Below are 21,805 nucleotides of genomic sequence, written 5' to 3'. Positions count from 1 at the left end.
AGTCCGGTTCATTTAATGGTGAGCATATAGCCGAACCCACGCTGGTTGATGATAGAAATTGTGGGGTCGTGACGCAGGGTTCGGCGGAGTTTGTGGATGTAACCATGCAGGGAGTTGCGGTTGCTTTGTTCATCGCGCTGCCATACGGCAATCATCAATTCTGAGGCATCGACAGTCTTGCCGATATTGGTTGCCAGATGTTCAAGAATCTTGGCTTCAAAGTGAGACAGCTCTGTCTCTTTGTCGCCAAATGATAGTGTCTGGGTCGTTACGTTAAAAGTATAGGCTCCAATTGCAAACCGGATATCCTCGGTGCGATTGTCACCATACCTTCTTAATAGTGCTTTAATCCGCACTATCAGTTCGCGGAGTTCAAAGGGCTTTTTAAGATAGTCGTTGGCTCCGATTTCAAAACCTTGCTCAACATCATCTATTGTGCTTTTTGCGGTGAGGAAAAGCAATGGTACTGTCGGCGACAATTTCCTTATCTCCTTCGCCATAGTGAACCCATCCATTTTGGGCATCATGACATCAGCCACGACTATATCGGCAGCTTCGGTTTTGAATTTCTCAAGTCCGACTACGCCATCAACAGCAGTGACAACTTCATAGCCTTGCCCGCGCAGAGTGTCGGCGACAATCAGCGTCAGGTCTTCCTCATCTTCTACAAACAGTATCTTATTGCTCATCTTTGCTGTATTTAATAGTGAACACCGAGCCTTCACCTTCTGTACTCTTGGCCTCAATATCCCAGCCCATTTTGTCGAGAATACTCTTTACATAATATAGTCCTATGCCATAGCCACGGACATCCTGACGGTTGCCATGCGGAACGCGGTAGAACTTATTGAACAGGTAGGGAATGGATTTTGACGGAATGCCGATGCCGTTATCTCTTACCGAAAGATCATGGCTGTCGCCGGTTACCGTTATCTCAACGCTATCTCTGGAGTATTTGATAGCATTGTCAATCAGATTGTTCAGTACATTTGCCAAGTGCGCCCTGTCAGCCTCAATGGTGGTATTTTCGGGAATATTAACATTGATGGTTATATCCTTATCTCCTCTCATACGCTGGGCTGCGGCGATTTCTTCTACAAACTCGCGTAACTGTAGATCTTCAGGTCTGAGTTTCATGGTTTTTCGACGTTCCATACTCATTGCAAGGATATTTTCCACAAGTTCGCCAAGTCGTCTCAGTTGCTTGTTTGCAATCGTCAGATACTTTGTCTTTTTGTCGGGGTCGTTGGTTGTGTCATAATTGAGCAGAGCGTCATTGGCTGAATATGCTATGGCAATAGGCGTTTTCAATTCATGGGTCATATTGCTGACAAAATCATCTTTCATCTCCTCAATGGTGCGCAGTCGCGAGACTGTGCGGAACAGATACCAAAACGCCAGAGAGAATGCAACCATCAGAAGAAATACCGTAATAATGATTCCAAACATCTGCGAAAGTATATGGCGGGTTAGTGGTGTCATATATGCCTTGTAATATATTCCCTCGTCAGGATTGATATTGAAGCTGAATGAATCCAATCCTGATTCTCCGTTGAATTTGGGATTGCCGCAAATCACGGAATCGTTACTGTTGACAACTTCCACACATAGGAAATCCGGATATATGAACCTATTGGAAAGTTGATTATATAAGACGCTATCCATAACCTCCATATCGTAAGGGATGTATTTATCCATTATAGCGTGAAATTGCCGGCTCATAGCATCAACCATCTGATTGGAATAGGACGAGTTTTCAGATAACATCGCGCGCTCTTCAATAACAGTTCCGTCGGCTTCAGTCCGGACTGATATGAGTTGACCGTTTTCATCTTTATATGTTGATGCTTCTGCTTTTCTGGGGGCATTATATTCTTCAATGTCTTCCTGCATTTGTACATTTGATGCCAATGCCTGCGCCCTCCCTGCCCGAAACATTAGGTCGTCAATATCTGCATCGGCCAAAGCAGTCATTACATCGCGTTCGACATTACTTCTTATAGAATTATACAGGCTTACGAGATAATAGACATTGCAGCTGAAAATAACTGCAATGACAACAATAAACGTAGTCGAGATAGTCTTAAAGCGTTTCATAATGCGAAGTTACTAATAATCCGTCACACAATTGTTTAGTAACACTTCAATTTAAGACTAAATAAGGGAGCATTTAAGACTAAATAAGGTTGAGAATTATCTGCCAAAGACCATATGCCTGTAATTTTGCATCAAACAAAAACGAAACAGCTATGAGGAAAGGCATATTATTCGCTTCATTCATTACGTTCATATCGGCTGTGGCTCAGACGGAAGCAACTGATACAATTTCTACCAGACAGCTCGATGAGGTTGTTGTAAAGGGAGAGAAACCACAAGTCAAAGGTAAGGACGGAATTATGGTAGTCGACCTCCCCGGAATAGTCAAGGACAAGCCTGTGACCAATATCCTTGAGGCTCTCGGTTATATGCCCGGCGTCACAAACAACAACGGTATGATATGGCTCACGGGAGCTTCAAATGTCACTATTATTCTCAATGGCGAGCTTACCAATATGCCGCTCCAGAATCTTTATCAACTTCTCTACAACACTCCGGTTGACAGGCTGAAAAACGTGGAGATTATGTATTCCGCCCCGGCTAAGTATCATGTTAATGGTGCCGTAATCAATGTGGTTCTGAAAACTCCGACGCCTCTCGACGGCTTGCAGGGACAGGTCAGAGCCGGATATAATCAAGCCCACTATGGTTCGTATGGCGGTGTACTTGCAGCCACATACGCTATAAAAGACTGGACTTTCGACCTAAACTATGGACTGACACGTAGTAAATCGTGGAGCCGCGAGGAAACATGGTCGAATCATCTTTATGATGGTAAACGGACTATGATTGAGGATGATATGCGCAGAATCGGTCAGAACTGGAACAATACCATATTTGCTTCCGCTTCATGGAAAACGCTTAAACTCACTTACAACGGTCAGATAATCTCCGATTCAAAGAGTTGGAGCCTTTCTTCTGGCACTCTCGGAAACTATACAAATGCCTACAATATGCTGTCCCCTGTCGGCTATCATAACATAGCCTTGCGTTATGCAGCGCCATTTGGTATGACAGTCGGTGGCGATTATACCCACTATTCCGAGAACCGCTCACAGTCATTATTTAAGGATGCCGATTATCTGCTTGGCTCTGAAAATCGTCAGGCGATAGACCGCTGGCATGTGTATGTCGACCAACAGCATCAGCTTGGACAGTGGCAACTGAACTATGGCGCAGAATATCAACACTCAAAAGATCACAGTTCACAACACTACGCAATGTCCGACAATCCCGATTTCGATGATATTCTCAGCGAAGATGTGGCGAGTTTTTACGCCGGCACACAGCGATCTTTCGACTGGGGACTGTCGTTCAACCTATCGGCAAAAGGTGAATATTATCACAACAAATATCAACACAACTGGAATTTTATTCCTCAGTTTGGGGCGACTTACTACAAAACACCAAAAAGCATATTTCAACTGAACTTCAACACCCAACGCATATATCCCTCATATTGGGAACTACATGGCGGCACGAGCCACATTAACAACTACTCGACAATTGTCGGTAATCTCCAGTTGCAACCCTATATTCAATATGATGCCCAGTTCAACTATATCCTCAGGCAAAAATATGTAGCGACCTTCTATTTCCAATATGGCGACAAGACCACGGTGCAGCTTCCCTACCAATCGCCGGATGCCATGAATCTCATCTATCAGACCATCAACATGAACTATAAGCGCGTTGTCGGGCTTAATCTTTATGCGCCTTTTGGTGTAGGATATATCTGGAATGCCACGGCCACAGCCAATGTTTTCAATCAGCGGGAGAAAGCCGACCATTTTCATGACATCGGCTTTGACAACAGCAAGTGGATATTCTATGGTGAATTTAGCAATTCTTTTAAGTTCAGTCAGAACTGCCCGGTATCACTGACCGTTGATTTCAGCTACATCTCGCCATCATTGCAGGGTATAGCCGACTTATCGAGTATATGGAAAGTCGATGCCGGCGTAAAATGGCAGTTCGGAAAGAATCGATGCTGTGAACTAGATTTGAAAGCCGATGACATTTTCAATAAATGGTCGCCAACCATGACTATCAACCATGCCGGTCAGGATTACCGGATGAAAGTGCGCGACATGTCTCACAATCTCAAACTGACATTCATCTGGCGGTTCAACGGCTTCAAACCCAAAGAAACAAACATTGACACATCGCGTTTTGGCACAGGAAAATAGCGTTAAACTAATGATTTATGCGAATTTTATTACTACTAATAACATTGATGGCTTTTTGCTCTTGTAGCTTAGAGAAAAAAGTTATTGTTACAACACGAGGATATGAACCATATCGTCAAACAGGAATGTCTGATGCCCAAATTAAAGGGCTGCAACGATCAGATGCTGCGTGTGCGGATACGCTATTTCAATACAAGTTCAAATAATATCTCTTCAATATAAGCTTAATCATACAATAGACAAAGACAGGCAACCTCGGCAGAGATGTTGGGGTTGCCTGCCTTACGATTAGAGTAATGCTATTTCTCCGTCGGATTGAAATATAGAAAGGTTTCTTCTATGTGTCGGGATTTTTCGAGCTGGCGGGTACGGTTCTTAATTGAATCCTGCTCATGTTGTGTGCCGACAGCAAAGATTTTTTCTCGTTGCAGTAAATCTTCCTGCTGCTTGTCTTCCCACCAGAGCCTTTCGTATCGGTAGAGCCATTCCACATCTTTTAGCTTTGAGTTTTCGTTGAACTGATAGAAGAAAGCGTAGCCGAAGCCTCCGGCGGCGAGAAGAAGGACTGCGAAGATGGCATAGACCCAATGCGGGGTTGCGCGCCACCATTGTCCCCATATTATGGACTGGGCCTTGTAGCGGAGGTCGTTCACCACGTTATAGAGCTTTTCACGCTCATCGGCAAACTCCCTGCGGCAACCCTCATGAAGAGCGTCCTTGACCTTGATCCCGAGATTGTCCGACAGCAGATCCGCAACGCCTTTCGACAGGCTGCTCGGAAGTTGCTCCATGACTTTTTTGAGAGTGTCGTCGGTCGAGGTTTCCGGCAGCTTTTCATCAAGCAGTTTGCCGACGCTTTCATTGGTCGCTATGTTGTCGGGCAATTTCACCGTTATCGGCCCTTGATTGACTGCTTGTGGCGGTGGCGTTGCCTTCGCATTGGTTTCGAGGGTCTCGATGCGAGTTGTGTGGTTGGTTACTGTCTTTTGCAGGTCGTCAATCTGCTCACCTTGTTTTTTGACGTCATCATAGAGTTTCGACATATTCAGATTTTTCTTGATTTGCGTTTACGTTTGGCTTCTTCTTTCTTGATGGCGTTTTGAAACGCCTGTTCCTCCGGGTCGAAGCCGGGGCCGAGAGTGAACAGATTTCCGATTGCTCCGACGGTGGCTTCAATCACATCTTCCACAAGTGAGGACTTCTGCGTCGGTGTATATTCGACTGTTACTTTGGGGCGCGTCGTAGTGTAATCAGACTGTTGTTGCCCATGTCTGCGATTGAAATCAAAGAGGTTGTTCAAGCGGCGATATGTGAAAGCACGGTCGATTTTAGACCCGTTGACCGTTATATCGCCGTCTGTAAATTTCACCCCTATGTGTTTGCCTGTGTTGTGGTCGTCATGAAATTTTACCTCAATTCCTGCACAGGCGAGGCGGCGCGAGAACTCATCCCACGACTTACAGCCATAAATCGCCTGACTGATCCGCTCCTTGAATACCGGAATTCTGTCCTCGTATTTCTGTTTCAGCGGCGAGTATGTGAGTCCGTATTTGTCCTTGATGGCCTTTACAACACGGTCGCTACGCCTGAAATTATTGCGCTCGTCGACTGCCTTGCCTGACATATTCACACGATTATAGACGATGTGGAAATGCGGATGTCCGGTTTCCAGATGGCGCACGACAAGAAACTGGGTGTTCTTGATTCCCATACCTTCCATATGCTCTTTGGCAAGCTGAGCCATGAATTCATCGGTCATACGAGGCGCGTCAGCGTTGTCAAAACTGATGGAAATATGTCCTGCCGGATTCTCCTTGCCGGGCATAAATCCATGTATCGCTTCAAACGACTGCACCATTTTCGCATAGTCGGTAGTGAAAATATTTTCGCTTCCGATGATGCGCCATGTGTCCGGCGTATATTCTTCGGGGTCGTGGAACTGGCGCGTCACATACCCCACGACATCGTGAAACGTGCCGCTTTTAAGTATTCTTGCAAACATAATCGGTATCTTTATTGGGTCTCAATTTTTTGAGAATGTCAAACATCTTATCGACAACGGCGGCTAATTTATTGGCCGCGCTGCGAAGTTTGAGCTGATGAAAACAGGTCATTGCCTGATTGAAATCGGAACTGAGATTTAGTATTCCTTTGGCGATCTCCTGTTCAATCTCGCTCAGGCGACTGACGATAGTGAGACGGAACGCGCCATGCCTGACATACTCCGCCATCTTTACTCCGGCGGCTTTTGACCGCTCCAGAAGGTCGGAGTATTCGGCATCGTTCAGTTTGATTGTCACCACATGGGTGCGCTTCTCATCGGTCGGTTTAGAGGGACGACCGCCCTTCCTGACAGTAGGTTTACTCATAGTAGACATTGTTGTGGTTTATGTGAATCGGGGAGGCAAAGAGCGGCTTATGCTGCGCAGTTTTGGGGAGTCGTTTTCGGAGAAAAAGAAATCCCGAAACATATCCTTGCCTTCCCAATTCACTACGTTCATCGGGAAGCTGCCCCACGGTGTACCGGGTGCAGTGGTATCCCGACATTATCATCTCAGAGTTTACGCCATATTTCGATGTCGTTGGCATAGAGATTGAGATGCTCCAAGAGGACGGCGTTGATGTAGCTGCCGACGGTGGTGTCACGGTCGCCGAGGATACGGGCGATGCGTTCGAACTTCTCCCACACGCTGTCCTCAATGTTGACAGGGTGACGCTTCACAAGCTTTGCCGGAGTGAGATAGGTAGCCTTGAAATCGGCGTAATCCGATTTGCGCTGTTGCTTGCCCACGCGCTGTTGCTTCGGTGGCTCGGTAGTGTCGGTTACGGCTGTTGCCTCCGTTGCCGTCTGTTCGTTGCCAAACAGATTGTCTGTGTTAGCAGGAGAAGTGCTGTTGACAGCGTTGTCACTGTTTACAGCATTGATAGTGGGAGTTGAGTTGATTGAATTATCCGGTTGCATAATAATTTGTGGTTTGATGGTTGATACTATGGATTTGGGTGCATCGGTCAACTCGGTTGACTTGGATGCCGTGGATTTATTTGTTTTCATTGGAAAGTGTGTTTTTGGTGAAACTTTGATTTGTGAGATACTCATTCAAGTCGTTGAACTCGGAGTATAGTATGGAGCGGTCAATTACGGTTGAACCATATATGGCTGTCAACTCGGTGAGTGCTGTTCGTCCGGCAGTGTCGTTGTCAAGATAGCAGTTGATTGTTATGTAATCTTTGAGATAAGGCATAACCTTGTAGACATTGACAACCGAGTTGAGTATGATTGCATCGACTCCGCTGATTATGCCGAGCGTGAGCGCAGAGAGATAATCAATGAATCCCTCGAACACGACACACTCTGTTGACGGGCCATCTCTCGCCCACGGAAGATATGAGATGTCCTTACGTCCCCGGCAACCTTTGAAATAGCGGTTGCGCAGTTCCGGCCGCCACTGATATTCTCGAATGCCACGGCAAAATAAAATCTGCCGTTGACGCTGTAATGCGCCTCTTTGCATTTCGCCCTGGCGATGTGTGCCGGAATGCCACGCTCTTGGAGGTATGCGACAAGTGCGCGGTGTTCCAGTGGCACGATCTCAAATCGCTCCATGCTCGGCGCGGAGTGTCGCTGGGGATAAGAGGAAGCGACTGTCTGCACCGGTAGCACCGGACAACTGTCAGCGATGCAACGCATGAGATAGCGGAGGTCGGTTGACTGATACATCTCGGCTGCAAGGTCGATGATGTTTCCACCTCTGCCAAGCCCGAAGTCATACCAGCAGTTAAGCGTGGTTTCCACCTTAAACGACGGCGTATGTTCCTGTCGCAACGGTGATTTATACCATAGCCTTGTTCCTTTTCTCGCCGTCGGTTCATGTCCGAGTTGAGACAAGAAGGTGGCTAAAGGGATTGATTTAATCTCTTTTATCATGAGTTCTAAAATGTTTGGGTGAGCTGGTTCGTGGTTCAGGTTCTATTATATATGCCCTTTGCTAAACCAAACCAAAATTGTGGTTTTCAATAGTAGAAATCCGGATTGTAGATATATTCGCGGTTCTCGTAGCGAATCATGCCTTTGTTGTCAAGAAAGGTCTTCAACCCCTTGACCTTGTTGTTGGAATACGAGTGTCCACAGGCGGCATATCCGGCTTTCAATGCCGCCTCGAAGTTACGGCAACCTTTTATCGGGCCATTGGCGAAAACTACACCCAATGCCTCACGGTGCTGTTCCTCGGTCAACTCCTTGTAAGGGAACGGCGAAGATGCTTTCTTGCCCGGTTCGGTAAATACATATCCGCTGGCTATCTCTGGTAATCCATAGTCATTCACCCGGAATGCAAATGGGTCAAACTCGGCGGCGCGAATCATAGCGGCGCATACCTCCGATACGGTATCATCTGTTTTGCTTCGGCTCACCTGAAGGACTGTCTCAGCCTTGTTGTTGAGTTCTGTGCCTACATGACCACGGGCGTTGTCATCGCTCTTGTTGAGATGCAGAACCGTGTGGATATGTATCTGGAATTTGTCAGTCCATTCCATCAGCTTGCCGATAAGGTCGGTGGACTCCTTGGCGCAGTTGATGTCATACATCAGGTCGCGCACACCATCGATGATTACCAGCCCGACGCCCGGAGTGTTGATTATTGCCTGTTCTATGACTTCAAGGCGCAACGAGGGTGTAAGCTGGCGCAGAGCGGCAAACTTCAAGTGCTCCGGATGTGTATCGGTCGGTAGTTTCGCAAGTCGCAGGGCGCGCTCCATGACCTTTTGACAATGATAAGGACTCTGCTCTGTGTCGAAGTAGAGGATTGTGCGCTTGTCATCTGGAAACTCGGCTGTGTAGCCCAGCACCTTGCCGTTGACGAGCGAAGCTCCGACGATGGCGGCAACATTGAAAGTCTTTTTGCTCTTTGCCTTTCCGGTTGATGCCGAGAAGTTGCCGAGCGTACCGATAACGCTGCCGTTGGCATACAGCACCTCCGGCGCAGTCTGAATCTCATCAGTGATTCGCAACTGCTTCTCCTCCCAAAGTCTGAGGATGTCTTGCTTTACTTCGCTCACTTTTCACCTCCTTCCTTATAAGCCTGCATAAGGTCGAGTGCTTTCTGGGCGTCTATGACGATTTTTCTGCCTGATTGTGTAATGGCATCTTTGATTACACCACTATTCTTGATGCGGTGTGCGGTAGCCTTACTGCACTGGAGAAGTTCGCAGAGTCCGTTGATTCCATAAACGAGCCAACGCTTTGCAGTGGTGGCAACATTTTCGTCAGAGGTCACGTTTTCGGTTGCGGTCGTGGTCTTGACAAAATGAGAGTCAAGTAATTCTAAAAATTGTTCTCCGGTGTACTGCCAGAGAGGGAGTTTGAGTAACTGGTCTTTTGTCATACGCAGTGTTGTTTAGAGTTGTACTTACCGCCCTCTTGTAGAGCGCATCCGAGTAACTCCCGGACACTGCAAAATTACTGTCGGTCATGAGTGGTGTGTATGTGGTGTATGACTATGGATATAACAAGACTACCCGTCAGAGTATCAAGCTCTAACGGGTAGCATCATAAGGTCTCAAAAGTGGAATTTCAAGTGGTGAAAGTGGTGCGCGGGTGGTATCATTAAGTTGCACGGACTCTCATGCTCGTTTTTTGTGATTTTTGAGGATTCTGTCAATCTCATCAGCATATTCTCTGCTTGACACACTGGCATCATCGCCGCGTGGATGACAATACTTCTTTTCGTAGTAGCTCCACTGAATATCAAGATGAGCGAGAATATCCTCACGCCACGCCGCTTTATGCTTGGCCGGAACTATTTCGTATAATTTCGATATGAGATAGCAAGCCTTGATTTTCTGCTTGGGGCGTATCTTTATGGGTTCATGTTTGCCGTGGAGATTGAGTGATGAATGGAACTGGGTCTCGGTGCTGTCGAAAACATCAGAACAAACTTCGTATAACTCCGAAACAAGTATCATAGGGAACAGATCTTCTTCCCATTGGCGGCATGATTTCGTATTTGTCTGATTCTGTTTTACAGGTTGTTCAGGTGCCGGATAACTACCATTGGGAACCTGCATCTTTTGGATAAAAGTTTCCCTACATTTCGGATGTAACCGAATTTCACATGGCGGAAAGTATCGCTCCACCGTGATGAAAATTCTACGACAGACACTTCGCAACTCATGGTATACATCGAATGATGGCTTCAACAGAAATTCATCATATTCAACGCTTTCCTGTAATTTCTTAAGGAACTCCCGTTTCTTTTCAAGCCATCCCTCACGGGTTTCGGACATATGGAATTGCTCGATTTCCTGTTTGTATTTATCTATCGTCCAGTCGTCAGGCACCGGGATTTTGTGGCAAGCCTTTAGTGCGTACTCATAATGAGCTGCACAGATATAGAACATCTCCACGTCTTTTAGGAAGTGGTTGCTTTCGTACCCGTCTATCATGTCTGCCTTGGATTTATTCTTACGTTCACGGTCCAAAGTATAGAATACATTCCAGAATGTAATTAACCTTGTTGCAATCTCGGCACAGTAATTTCGGGTTTGGTCTGCTTGTACCTTTCCGATTTCTCCAGAGGCGTGAGATTCGATGATAGCATTTTCGATGTCAATAGAACATAGTTTGCTGGTGGCTTCGGCAATTCGCTTGTAAAAAATTGTATCCTGTTTGGCTACCAGCGGAGCTTTCGTAAGCTGCCTCAAATCTTCCAATATTGGCACAACATCGCGTAGGGTCGTATGGTTTGGCATTGGCGGGGTGGTGTTTAACGGGTTGATGAATATGAATGCCAATAGCTATGCCGATTTACTGAAATTTTCGAGACAGCTGCACTCGGCATATCAAACAACGCTTCAGATAGAAGTGTTCACAGTACTCACAAATACATGATATCTTTCTACACCTCTTTCAGGTTCTCCGTAATACGCAAATGCCCAATATACTCTAATATGCAGCCCACGCACCCAAACAACGTCAAAACAAACGAAGGGAAGTCCCGGAATATCAAAGTTTTTTTCGTAATTTTGCGTACATGAACAAGACATTCAACATATACTGTGATGAAAGCTGTCATATTGAACATGACGGCAAGGACTTCATGTTTCTTGGTTCAGTCAGCTGTGCCTATCCACAAATCCGTCGACATACCAAGCGAATAGACGAGCTAAAAAAAGCGCATAATTTCTATGCGGAAATAAAATGGAGTAATGTTTCACAGTCTAAGATAAGGTTTTATCTTGATTTGATAGATTATTTTTTTGATACTGACTTACGATTTAGATCAATTGGAATTAAAAAAAGTCTGATTAGGGTAGATGACAATACCACCTACGATGATTTCTATTATAAGATGTATTACTATCTTCTTAATTACAAAATCGATACTCTGGATCATTACAATGTATATCTTGACATCAAGGATAGCTTGAGCGCTGTTAAGGTTCGTAGGCTTAAAGAAATACTAAACGTAAAATATGGAGTATTCAGAAATGTTCAGAATATTTGTTCGAATGAGAGTCTGTTAATGCAATTGACAGATTTCATCATGGGTGCAATATCATATAATATGAACGATAAGCTACGCCGCAATCAAGCGAAAGTCGCCATAATTGAGCGTATCAAAAAGCACCTGAATTCACAAAGTCTTAGCACAACCAACTATTCTGACAAACTGAATCTATTCTTTATAAACCTGCGTTGAGTCATGCCATTAAATCTTACAAAGAAATATAATGATCTGCTTGATATATTAGGCATGTCCGAGAGTCAACGCAACGATTCATTAAGGAGAATATTTAACAGGGATATTCAGGACAATCCGGCTTTTTCATTTAATGGTAAGCCTATTTATCCAACACCACGCGAAGATGGACAGATAGCAATGGAGAATCTCTTCAATCATCTTACTCGAAAGGAGATTGATAAAGATACACACCATAGAGAATATGACTCCCATCGCTCGCAGCGTTTACATTGGATTAGGCATCATGTTGAGCAAAAGAAAGCGGATAATATGCTCTATTTCTCAGTGGACGAGCCTCGTGCGCCGCGAACTTACATCTATGATATAGATGAGAAGTATGTAATTGTTCTTGAACCTCGCAGGAATGGTTCTGCATATTATCTGCTAACAGCATATCATCTTGAAGGTAAGGATGCCGCTCGCAATAAAATCATGAACAAGTACCGTCGCAGACGGCTACCCAATCTTCTATAAAAAAGCAAAAAACGCAGAGCTTCAAGGCTTGCGTTTTTCGATTTCCTTTCCTCAAATGAGGAATGAACTCTGGTGCAAAGGTACAAATTTTTGTTGACCCTGCAAAATTCTAACGTTGGAAACTTCAAAATGTTTTATGAGGATAATAAAACTTCGATAAACCAGCAAAATCCAACGTTGCAAACTACGATAATTCGGCATATTTGATATGCGCGTACTACGATAAATCAGCATTCCGATTAAAAAAGTTGCTCTATATCAGCTTCATCATATCGGAGGTACGATAAATATTTTCTCATTGAAAGCCTGCATCATAGCAGGTGTTACATTGGAAATATAACCTGCAAGGAGTGCAGACACCTCCGATGTGGCATGGCCTACCGCATAGTCTATGTAAGCGGTCATGACCCCATGATGTGCCAATGCCGAGATAAACGAGTTGCGGGCATACTGGGGAGTGACACTTTGGATTCCGAGCGATTCGCATACGTCCTTTATGTTCTTTGAAATCCGGCGGTTAAAGTCGTGAACGCGGATTGCTTTTTGCTCATCGGTGACAGCATTGAGAAAGATGTCAGGGAAAACAAGCTCACCGGGACTATATTGCGAGGCATATACATCGAGCAACTGCCGTAACTGCGGAATAATCGGTACTGATGTTTCATCAAGCTGCTTGCCGATAGGTTTGTTTGCCCTGTCAATCTTAGAGCGGATGAAAACAAATTGCGGAAATTTCTGCGAGATTGCCGCCTTCTCTGTCCAGACAAGTTTAGCCATATCTATGGTGTTCATCCCGTTGAGACAGTAAAGGAGCAGCCAGCGTCCTACGGCACGGGCATATTTTGACTGTTTATCGGGAGAAGCAAGCCAATATTCCCACAATTTCAACACTTCTTCCACAGTCAAGGCGTTCAGGCGGCGACGATTGCCAGCATGTATAAGACCTTTGAAATTGGGTACCATAGTGGTGTGTCCATCTTTATAGGCCTGATTGAATACAGCACGGGTGGCGCGAAGAATTACCATTCGTGTGTCCAAAGAAAGCGGCTGATCTGTGCCGTTGCGTGCTTTCTGTTCATCAAGCCATTTGGCGAAGCGTGTGATTATGGCGGTATCGACAGCACCAAGTGAAATAGGCTTATCCTTTCGGAACAGTTTGAACCAATCAAGCGCGGAAGAATACATCGCGCGGGTCTTTACTTTCTCTTTCGATGCTCCAAGAGCTGCCCAATAAGAAAACGTATCATCTGCTCTCATCGTTTTTTCTGTCACTTTTCCTTCCGACTTGTCGAGATAACTTTTCAAGTCGGCTACAGAGAAGCGATTTAGCAGGATTAGTTCATCAACTTTGGCGCATACCCGATCAAACATCTTGCGAAGTTCTTTTCGGATTTCGATGGCGGAATTAGATTTTGAGAACAGAGCCTCGTATTCTTTCATTGATGACACCTTATATCCGGTCGAGAAATATCTTCTCGACCGCTGATGGGTGACGCAGACTGTCAACGGCACAGATTTGCCTGTGTCAAATTTATACCTATTATCAGGAGCGAGAATGATATACACCGTCGCCCCTGCGAATCTCCGGGATTCGTCGCTGAAGAGAGCCTTATTCATATTGATGTGTTCAAAGTTGTGTTCAAGTTTTTATTAGACATGGCGGACCCAATAAAACAATCAGGGAGCGTGTTCAGCAAATGGGATTTGAACACATTTTGAACACAACTCGCGAGTTTCAAGAGGTCTCACACAAAATTACAAAGTTTGTTTCACGCTTGCAAATATCTGATAATCAACCTGCATATTATTAACAAAGTTTCATACGGTTTCGTTCAAAATCACGCCTTCCACCTACTCATAATCAGGGAGTCCTTGGTTCAAGTGGTGCCCGTACATGAGAAATATGCCACCAATACGCTGCCATTGTTGCCGGTTTGAGTGCCGGGAGTCGGATTAGGAGCAGGATTTTCAGTTATGGGGTCATCATCCGTTGTGGTGCATGATGCACAAGCTGTCATTGACAACATGGCCATCAGCCCTGAAAGAATGGGTAGTTTCATTTCAGATATTCATTGAAGAATCTGACAAGAGCATCAAACGGAATTATGTCTTTTCGGTCATAGAGGTCCGTATGGCTTGCGCCGGGGATAACCATTAAGAGCTTATTGTTGTCCTGTCCGGGAGTTACTGTGAGTTTTTTGTAGGCGTCACTTCCAAAATAGAATGAATGAGCCTTTTCGCCATGTATGATTATTACCGCATTCTTAATCTCATCGGCACGGCTCATGAGCGGGAAGTTTATCCACGGGATTGGCGAGGTCGCGTTGCGTCCTCCGTTTGAGTTGAGCGATCTGGGGTGGTAGCCTCTCGGAGTCTTATAGTAGTCGAAATAATCACGAAGGAATTTAGGAGCATCCTCAGGAAGCACGTCGGGCACACCTCCGCCAAGCTTGGGCGTTCCGTTGCGGAAATCCTCTGTACGCTGTACAGCCAATTCTGATTTCATCTTATAGCGGTCTTCGGGAGTGTCAGCGCTGTCGAAATATCCGTTGGCGCTTACACGGCTCATGTCATACATTGTCGATGCAACAGTGGCTTTGATACGTGGGTCGGCCGCAGCGGCATTTATGGCAAGACCGCCCCAGCCACAGATGCCGATGACTCCGACTCCTTCGGGATTGACAGAGGGGTTTGTTACAAGGTAGTCGACCGCTGCGCTGAAATCCTCCGTGTTTATATCCGGGGAGGTCATGTAGCGAGGCTGTCCGCCGCTTTCTCCTGTAAATGACGGATCGAAAGCAAGAGTGATGAAGCCGCGTTCAGCCATTTCCTGTGCATAAAGACCAGAACACTGTTCCTTGACTGCGCCAAACGGTCCGCAGACAGCTATGGCCGGGAGTGGTGTCTTTGCGCCTTTGGGAACATACATATCGGCGGCAAGAGTGATGCCGTAGCGGTTGACAAAAGCCACTTTGGAATGTTCAACATTTTCACTTTTCGGGAAAGTCTTGTCCCATTCGGAAGTAAGTTTGAGATTTTCCATGTCTGTAATATTATTGTTTTGTGCATTGATTGTCGTCAGTAAAAAGCATGCGATTATCATTGAATAGATGTATCGTTTCATAACGTTAGCCTTGTTTTATATCACGAATGTATTTTGCCGGTATTCCTGCGACGATTGTATTTTCTGCGACATCTTTTGTCACTACCGCTCCGGCTGCGACTATGGCGTTTTCTCCGACAGTGACACCGGGAAGTATTATCGCGCCCGCCCGATCCAAGCGTTACGGCGTATCACAACCGGGGCTGTAATCAGCGAATGTCGTCTCTCGGGCTCTTCGGGATGTCCTTCCGTTGCTATCTTCACCCCCGGGCCTATGAAAACTCCGTCGTCCAGCGTTATGCCGCCCTGATCGAGAAAGGTGCAGCCGAAGTTTATAAAAACCTCTTTGCCTACAGTTGTCATTTTGCCGAGAGCGGTATAGAACGGCGGGAACATCCTAACCGAACTGTCCAGTTTCTGTCCCCAGATGCGTTCAAGTATAGCGCGGGTTTCATCGGGTGTATGAAATCCTGTGTTCAGTTTGGCAATAAGCTTGCGAGTGTTCTCGATTTCGTCACAGAGAAGTTCGGGTGCGGTCTCTGATATGCGCTCGCCGTTTCTCATACGTTCAATAACAGTAGCCATAATTATTTGTCACTTTTACGTTTGTTTTCACATCGCAAAATTAGCTTCAAAAAAGATGGTGGGAATAACCAATGTTACGCCTGAATATACCTCGATTACGGAATTACGCATCTGCCTTAAATCTCTGATTCGCAAAATATACCAATCTTACGGAATTATGTACCCCGATTACATATCGGTGAGTTTCCTACATTGCGTGACAACTGATTATAACTATCTTTGCAAAAAGAAATCTTATATGGAAATATACGAGGCAGACACTATTGAAAAATATAACCGTTATTTCGGTTTTGAGACGCGGCATCCGCTTGTCGGCATAGTACATTTTGACGACACAGTAGAACAGCCGACTCATTGTATGCACTTCGGTTTTTATTCGCTTTTCATAAAAAAGACCACGGGGTGTAAAATAAACTATGGGAAGACATCCTATGACTTCGATGACGAAACTGTAGTCAGTTTTGCCCCGGGGCAGACGGTGGGGGTTCACCGTCTTGAGGACGGACCGGCACCGGAAGCTGTCGGACTGCTGTTTCATCCCGATTTTCTTCTGCGGACTCCTTTAGCTCAGAAAATCAAGCAATACACATTCTTCTCCTACGCTTCAAACGAAGCGTTGCATCTGTCGACGGAAGAGCGCCTGATTCTGCAGGACTATATGGACAAGATAGCCCGTGAGCTGCAACATCCCATCGACAAGTTCTCCAAGTCTCTTATCATTTCCAATATAGAGGTGATGCTCAATTACTGCATGCGCTTCTACGAGCGCCAGTTTGTAACACGTGAAGAACTGAACCATAACGCTATCGGTAAATTCGAGCAATTGATTGACGAATATCTTGATGGCGGTCGTGGCGCGACTGACGGAATACCTACAGTAAAGTATTTCGCCGACAAGATATGCCTTTCGTCCAACTATTTCGGAGATCTTGTAAAGCAGGAGACAGGCAAGACCGCACAGGAGTATATCCAACTGAAAATGATAAACTTTGCTAAAAACTCATTGCTCAATCCTGCCTTGAGCACCAAACAGATAGCCGAACTTCTCGGATTCCAGCATTCACAGCACTTCATACGCTTCTTCAAAAAACAGACAGGCAACACTCCGAGGGAATATCGCCTGCAACTGAATTAAGTCTGATGTCTGTTCGCCTTTCAAACCGGCTATCGATGGCTTTCGAGAGTCGGTTTGAAAGGCGAACAGCATATCTGCGCCACGCTTGAATTGTAAAATATTTTTAATAATTGCGAGGCTTAACCAATATAATTGAGTAATTTTGTATAAAATTTTATGTAATCCAGTTTCATATACCGTCAAGGTATGAACGCATTCTCATCCGGGCTAATAGGATAAGTTCTGATGAGAATTGTTTAGTTTTAATTATTTCGCCCAATCAAGTAATAGGCACATGCTAAAAAAAAGCACTAAAATTATAACGACGATTTCAGACCGTCGATGTGATGTTGAGTTTATCCGTAGCCTCTTTATGGCAGGAATGAATGTCGTGAGAATGAATTCGGCTCATCTTGGGCTGAAGGAATGGCAAGGATAGTAGAAAACTGTCGGGCGGTCTCGCCTCGTATCGGTATCATCATCGACACAAAAGGTCCTGAAATCAGAACCACTGTCAATGCAGAGCCAAACGAGAAAATTGCGTTTCGCGAAGGAATGGAAGTTGAGTTTTGCGGTCATGTGTCTGAACCCACCACAGCCGGGCGCATATGTCTCAACTATTCAGAAATTGCTCAGGATGTTCATCCCGGAATGCACTTTCTGATTGACGACGGAGAGCTTGACTTCCTTATTCTCGATATCAATACCGACACCGGCATTATTCGTGCACGTTGTCTTAACGACGGAGGACTCGGTTCGCGCAAGAGTGTCAATATCCCGGGCAGCGACATCCATCTTGCTTCTCTGACAGAACGCGATAAGACCACACTCGCCACTGCAGCATCGCTTGGCGTGGATTTCGTGGCTCACTCGTTTGTGCGCAGTGCCGATGATGTCCATGCCGTGCAGGCCGAGCTTGACCGTCTTGGTTCTGACATGAAGATTATCTCCAAGATCGAGAACCAGCAGGGTGTCGATAACTTTGACTCAATTCTTGAGGCTTCATACGGCATCATGATTGCCCGAGGCGATCTTGGAATCGAGGTGGCCGCTGAACGCATCCCTGTGATTCAGCACGAAATGATCGAAAAGTGTATAGCCGCGCATCATCCTGTCATTGTGGCCACACAGATGCTACATTCGATGATTACATCTCCGCGTCCGACACGTGCCGAGGTCAGCGACATCGCAAATGCCGTCTACCAGCGTGCCGACTGTCTGATGCTGTCGGGAGAGACTGCCAACGGCCGCTATCCCGTAGAGGCTGTGTCGACTATGGCAAGTGTCGCTCAGGAAGTTGAAGCTTCGTTGACCGCGACCATTACCAGCGATAATATTCCTCAGCTTGCCGATGAGCATGTCACATCGTTCCTTGCCCGTCAGGCAGTAGTGTCCGAGCGAGAGATCGGTACGAAAGCTATAATTGCCAACGCTTATCATGGCCGTACAGCCCGTTTCATAGCCTCCTTCCGTGGTGCATGTCCGGTTTATGCAATCTGCTACCGCCGTCGCACCATGCGCTGGCTGAGCATCTCATATGGAATCAAGGCTTATTACTATAAGGATTATACGCAGCAGCATCGCTATCCGCTTGAAGCCCTGCGCGATTTCATCGAACAAGGTTTGCTGGACTATTCCGACCGTATCGCCATACTCGGAGCAATCAACGGAACTGGTGCGACATTCCTTGCCATCAACTCCGTGCAAGCGATTCTTGAGCACGGCACTTCCGCTCATGAATCCTGATATGGTTTACTGATTTTTCGGTTAGTGAAGGCCGGAAAAATTTAGATATGAATAAAAAATCGCTGAAATTTTTGAATTTCAGCGATTTTTTTGTCATGACTATACAAAAAGCGGGGAGGTCGCTAATCTTTTATTTCTCATTAATGTTATAAAAACGAGAAAGGCTGTCGTTCTCGACAGCCTTTTCGTAAAAATGTGATAAATCTTTGGTTTTGTCTACTAAAAAACTATTTTGCAACCGTAAATTTTCGTGTTATAGGTATTGATTCTATATCTTGTCAGCAATCTTCTTTGCGAATGAAGATGCTTGTTTGATTTCACATTGCAAAATTAATGCGTTTGTGTTACAAGTGTGTTACAATGAAAGTACAATATTGTTACACGATGTGTTTTTAACCTTTGTTAAGGAAAGTAGCTTTAAAAGGACTGATTCGATTACTGATTTAACATCGGTTAAATACATTTCAATATTTTGTTTAATAAATTGTCGGAGAACGGGCAAGACTGGCGAAAGACCTTCAAACCAAAGTCTTGGGAAAAATGTTTTGGTAGATGATAGAAATTGAGTAATTTCGCATCACAAATAAAGAAAACATAACTACAGCTACAATTATATATACATAGGATGAGCAAGAAACTACTTGAAGTGCGCGACCTCCATGCCTCGGTTGAGGGGAAGGAAATACTTCGCGGTGTGAATCTCAGCGTCAACGAAGGCGAAGTCCATGCCATCATGGGGCCTAACGGCTCAGGTAAGAGCACCCTTTCAGGCGTGCTTGCCGGAAATCCGGCCTATACTGTCACCGGGGGAGAGGCTTTTCTCCACGGTGTGAATCTACTCGAACTTTCTCCCGAAGACCGTAGCCATGAAGGTCTTTTCCTGTCGTTTCAGTATCCAGTGGAAATTCCCGGTGTATCGATGGTGAATTTTATGCGTGCCGCCGTCAACGCCAAACGTAAATATTTTGACGAAGCGCCACTCAGTGCGAGCGATTTCCTGAAGATGATGCGCCAGAAGCGTGCGATTGTCGAGCTTGACAACAAGCTTGCATCGCGTTCTGTCAACGAGGGTTTCTCTGGCGGTGAGAAAAAACGCAATGAAATTTTCCAGATGGCAGTGCTTGAACCGCGCGTAGCTATTCTCGATGAGACAGATTCAGGTCTTGACATTGATGCGCTCCGAGTGGTGGCCGGCGGTGTAAATAAACTTAAGACTGACAAGAACGCAACTATCGTCATCACCCACTATCAGCGTCTCCTTGATTATATCCGTCCTGATTTCGTACACATATTATATAAGGGACGCATCGTGAAGACCGGCGGTCCGGAACTTGCGCTTGAACTTGAAGAAAAAGGCTACGACTGGATTAAGGAGGAAAATGACCTATGAGCAACGCACTGACTCAATATATCGGACTTTTCGAGCAGAACCATGAGACAGTGTGCGCCAATTCGGCCGGTAAACTGAATACACTCCGTGACGAGGCTCTCGCACAGCTTCGCGACGCTCACCTCCCAGACAAGAACTGCGAGGGATTTGAAAAGACTTCTATCGACGAGATGTTTTCACCAGACTACGGAGTCAATATTTCGCGTGTCAATATCCCGGTTGATGTCGCTGCAAGTTTCAAATGCGATGTCCCTTCGCTGTCTACTTTGCTGGGTCTTGTCATCAACGATTCGTTTCATCCGACATCTAAGCTTGAATCAAAGCTGCCTGAAGGTGTGTTTTTCGGTTCGCTGAAGCGTGCAGCTTCGGAACTCCCGGAGATTGTCAACCGCTACTACGGTGAGATTGCTCCTATGGGTGAGGCTTCGGTGGCTCTCAACACTCTTCTGGCTCAGGACGGGGTTCTGATTTATGTCCCCGTGGAGTTAAGATTCAGCGTCCGTTGCAGCTTGTCAATATCTTTTCGTCGCCTATTTCACTGGCCGCTTTCCGTCGTCTGCTGATTGTGCTTGACGAAGGAGCGGAAATGCAGCTTCTTGTCTGCGACCATACTCAGGATACGGCTAACAGCTATCTCGGTTCGCAGATTGCCGAGGTCTATGTCGGAGCGGGAGCGCGTTTCGAGGCTTGTTCCATCGAAGAGTCATCGGTCAACACATCGCGCTATTCGCGCATGTTTGTCCGTCAGGAAAGAGATTCGCATTTCTCGTTCAACTCCACGACACTCACCTGCGGGACTACTCGCAATGAATTCTCGATTGACCTGAACGGTGAGAATGCCGAGACGCATCTTGCAGGCATGGTGATCGGTTCAGGAAATATGCACATCGACAATGATTCTGCCATCCGTCACCTTAGCCCTCGCTGCCGGAGCAACCAGCTTTTCAAATATGTGCTTGACGATGCTTCGACCGCGGCATTCGAGGGTGGCATACTTGTCGCTCCCGGCGCGCAGTTTACTGAAGCCTATCAGAGCAACCGCAACATACTTGCCTCGACCGAGGCTCGGATGCACTGCAAACCGCAGCTTGAAATCTACAACGACGACGTGAAATGCTCACATGGAGCCACCACGGGGCAGCTTGACAACGATGCGCTCTTCTATATGCGTTCGCGCGGAATCCCCGAAGCAGAGGCCCGTACGATGCTCATGCAGGCTTTCATGGTCGATGTGATTGACAGTGTGCACATAAGCGGTCTGCGCGAACGACTGCTGCATCTTGTCGACCGTCGTTTTTCGGGTACACTCGGCGACTGTTCAGGCTGTCGCAGCACTGATTGCCACGAATGATTTCATATTTGACATAC

At 46.0% G+C, this 21,805-nt stretch carries 23 protein-coding genes and 1 pseudogene; 8 read left to right on the top strand and 16 right to left on the bottom strand.

Annotation, left to right across the window (positions count from 1 at the left end; genetic code table 11):
• Positions 1-8: 8 nt before the first annotated feature.
• Positions 9-689, bottom strand: a complete 681-nt coding sequence (locus tag E7747_RS02645; protein WP_136413933.1) for a response regulator transcription factor — start codon at positions 687-689, stop codon at positions 9-11.
• Positions 679-2,097 carry a sensor histidine kinase gene (locus E7747_RS02640; protein WP_136413931.1) on the bottom strand — a complete coding sequence of 473 codons (1,419 nt, stop codon included), beginning with the start codon at positions 2,095-2,097 and terminating at the stop codon, positions 679-681. The genes E7747_RS02645 and E7747_RS02640 overlap by 11 nt, the downstream gene beginning before the upstream one ends.
• Before the next feature lie 152 nt (positions 2,098-2,249).
• Between E7747_RS02640 and E7747_RS02635 the strand changes: the two genes are divergently transcribed.
• Positions 2,250-4,286, top strand: a complete 2,037-nt coding sequence (locus tag E7747_RS02635) for an outer membrane beta-barrel family protein (protein WP_136413930.1) — start codon at positions 2,250-2,252, stop codon at positions 4,284-4,286.
• A 299-nt stretch (positions 4,287-4,585) separates the two neighbouring features.
• On the opposite strand, the gene E7747_RS02630 is transcribed toward E7747_RS02635, so the two are convergent.
• The 9 genes from E7747_RS02630 to E7747_RS02595 all read right to left on the bottom strand — a co-directional run bounded on the left by E7747_RS02630 (position 4,586) and on the right by E7747_RS02595 (position 11,033).
• Positions 4,586-5,329 (bottom strand): hypothetical protein, encoded by a 744-nt coding sequence (locus tag E7747_RS02630; RefSeq protein WP_107035866.1) that lies wholly within the window; start codon positions 5,327-5,329, stop codon positions 4,586-4,588.
• Positions 5,330-5,331: 2 nt separating this feature from the next.
• Complete coding sequence (locus E7747_RS02625; protein ID WP_136413928.1) at positions 5,332-6,288, bottom strand: relaxase/mobilization nuclease domain-containing protein; 957 nt, start codon at positions 6,286-6,288, stop codon at positions 5,332-5,334.
• A complete protein-coding gene (locus E7747_RS02620; protein WP_136413926.1) occupies positions 6,269-6,655 on the bottom strand; it encodes a plasmid mobilization protein in 387 nt (128 codons plus the stop codon). Before E7747_RS02620 ends, E7747_RS02625 begins: the two co-directional genes overlap by 20 nt.
• A gap of 185 nt (positions 6,656-6,840) precedes the next feature.
• Positions 6,841-7,338: a DUF3408 domain-containing protein gene (locus E7747_RS02615; protein ID WP_168185197.1), complete on the bottom strand. Its 498-nt coding sequence runs from the start codon at positions 7,336-7,338 to the stop codon at positions 6,841-6,843.
• Complete coding sequence (locus tag E7747_RS16450) at positions 7,325-7,630, bottom strand: toprim domain-containing protein (protein WP_168185196.1); 306 nt, start codon at positions 7,628-7,630, stop codon at positions 7,325-7,327. The genes E7747_RS02615 and E7747_RS16450 overlap by 14 nt, the downstream gene beginning before the upstream one ends.
• Positions 7,582-8,211, bottom strand: a complete 630-nt coding sequence (locus E7747_RS16445; protein ID WP_168185195.1) for a hypothetical protein — start codon at positions 8,209-8,211, stop codon at positions 7,582-7,584. The genes E7747_RS16450 and E7747_RS16445 overlap by 49 nt, the downstream gene beginning before the upstream one ends.
• An 86-nt stretch (positions 8,212-8,297) precedes the next feature.
• Positions 8,298-9,341 (bottom strand): AAA family ATPase, encoded by a 1,044-nt coding sequence (locus E7747_RS02605; RefSeq protein ID WP_136413922.1) that lies wholly within the window; start codon positions 9,339-9,341, stop codon positions 8,298-8,300.
• Entirely contained in the window at positions 9,338-9,667 is a 330-nt protein-coding gene (locus E7747_RS02600; protein WP_135994023.1) for a DUF3853 family protein, read from the bottom strand. The genes E7747_RS02605 and E7747_RS02600 overlap by 4 nt, the downstream gene beginning before the upstream one ends.
• A 238-nt stretch (positions 9,668-9,905) precedes the next feature.
• Positions 9,906-11,033 carry a hypothetical protein gene (locus E7747_RS02595; protein ID WP_168185194.1) on the bottom strand — a complete coding sequence of 376 codons (1,128 nt, stop codon included), beginning with the start codon at positions 11,031-11,033 and terminating at the stop codon, positions 9,906-9,908.
• Positions 11,034-11,314: 281 nt separating this feature from the next.
• Here E7747_RS02595 and E7747_RS02590 point away from each other — a divergent pair, with 281 nt between their 5' ends.
• Together E7747_RS02590 and E7747_RS02585 are read left to right on the top strand one after the other, a co-directional pair.
• Positions 11,315-11,983 (top strand): DUF3800 domain-containing protein, encoded by a 669-nt coding sequence (locus E7747_RS02590; RefSeq protein ID WP_136413918.1) that lies wholly within the window; start codon positions 11,315-11,317, stop codon positions 11,981-11,983.
• Between the two features lie 3 nt (positions 11,984-11,986).
• Positions 11,987-12,499 carry a hypothetical protein gene (locus tag E7747_RS02585; protein ID WP_123615723.1) on the top strand — a complete coding sequence of 171 codons (513 nt, stop codon included), beginning with the start codon at positions 11,987-11,989 and terminating at the stop codon, positions 12,497-12,499.
• Between the two features lie 267 nt (positions 12,500-12,766).
• Here the strand turns inward: E7747_RS02585 and E7747_RS02580 are convergent, their stop codons facing one another.
• The 5 genes from E7747_RS02580 to E7747_RS02565 form a co-directional block, all read right to left on the bottom strand.
• Positions 12,767-14,116: a tyrosine-type recombinase/integrase gene (locus tag E7747_RS02580; protein WP_136413916.1), complete on the bottom strand. Its 1,350-nt coding sequence runs from the start codon at positions 14,114-14,116 to the stop codon at positions 12,767-12,769.
• A 260-nt stretch (positions 14,117-14,376) separates the two neighbouring features.
• Complete coding sequence (locus E7747_RS02575) at positions 14,377-14,559, bottom strand: hypothetical protein (RefSeq protein ID WP_123615721.1); 183 nt, start codon at positions 14,557-14,559, stop codon at positions 14,377-14,379.
• Complete coding sequence (locus tag E7747_RS02570; protein WP_123615720.1) at positions 14,556-15,623, bottom strand: alpha/beta hydrolase; 1,068 nt, start codon at positions 15,621-15,623, stop codon at positions 14,556-14,558. The genes E7747_RS02575 and E7747_RS02570 overlap by 4 nt, the downstream gene beginning before the upstream one ends.
• A 4-nt stretch (positions 15,624-15,627) precedes the next feature.
• Positions 15,628-15,780, bottom strand: a complete 153-nt coding sequence (locus E7747_RS16845; RefSeq protein ID WP_228449232.1) for an LbetaH domain-containing protein — start codon at positions 15,778-15,780, stop codon at positions 15,628-15,630.
• Complete coding sequence (locus E7747_RS02565; protein ID WP_228449231.1) at positions 15,759-16,187, bottom strand: LbetaH domain-containing protein; 429 nt, start codon at positions 16,185-16,187, stop codon at positions 15,759-15,761. Before E7747_RS02565 ends, E7747_RS16845 begins: the two co-directional genes overlap by 22 nt.
• Positions 16,188-16,425: 238 nt before the next feature.
• On the opposite strand from E7747_RS02565, the gene E7747_RS02560 reads away from it, so the two are divergent.
• The 5 genes and pseudogenes from E7747_RS02560 to sufD all read left to right on the top strand — a co-directional run bounded on the left by E7747_RS02560 (position 16,426) and on the right by sufD (position 21,788).
• The gene (locus E7747_RS02560; protein ID WP_123615718.1) at positions 16,426-17,322 is read left to right on the top strand and encodes a helix-turn-helix domain-containing protein; all 897 of its coding nucleotides are present in this window, start codon (positions 16,426-16,428) and stop codon (positions 17,320-17,322) included.
• 274 nt (positions 17,323-17,596) lie between these two features.
• Positions 17,597-19,047 (top strand): annotated as a pseudogene (pyk, locus tag E7747_RS02555) (pyruvate kinase).
• A gap of 625 nt (positions 19,048-19,672) precedes the next feature.
• Positions 19,673-20,437 (top strand): Fe-S cluster assembly ATPase SufC, encoded by a 765-nt coding sequence (gene sufC, locus E7747_RS02550; RefSeq protein WP_123615716.1) that lies wholly within the window; start codon positions 19,673-19,675, stop codon positions 20,435-20,437.
• Positions 20,434-21,000, top strand: a complete 567-nt coding sequence (locus E7747_RS02545) for a hypothetical protein (RefSeq protein WP_136413915.1) — start codon at positions 20,434-20,436, stop codon at positions 20,998-21,000. Before sufC ends, E7747_RS02545 begins: the two co-directional genes overlap by 4 nt.
• Positions 20,940-21,788 (top strand): Fe-S cluster assembly protein SufD, encoded by an 849-nt coding sequence (gene sufD / locus E7747_RS02540; RefSeq protein ID WP_168185193.1) that lies wholly within the window; start codon positions 20,940-20,942, stop codon positions 21,786-21,788. The genes E7747_RS02545 and sufD overlap by 61 nt, the downstream gene beginning before the upstream one ends.
• The last annotated feature ends 17 nt before the right edge of the window (positions 21,789-21,805 follow it).

It is taken from the genome of Duncaniella dubosii, assembly GCF_004803915.1.
GTDB classification, from domain to species: Bacteria; Bacteroidota; Bacteroidia; order Bacteroidales; family Muribaculaceae; genus Duncaniella; species Duncaniella dubosii.
The sequence above is the reverse complement of the archived record's forward strand: the minus strand, read 5'-3'. Positions and strand labels throughout refer to the sequence as shown.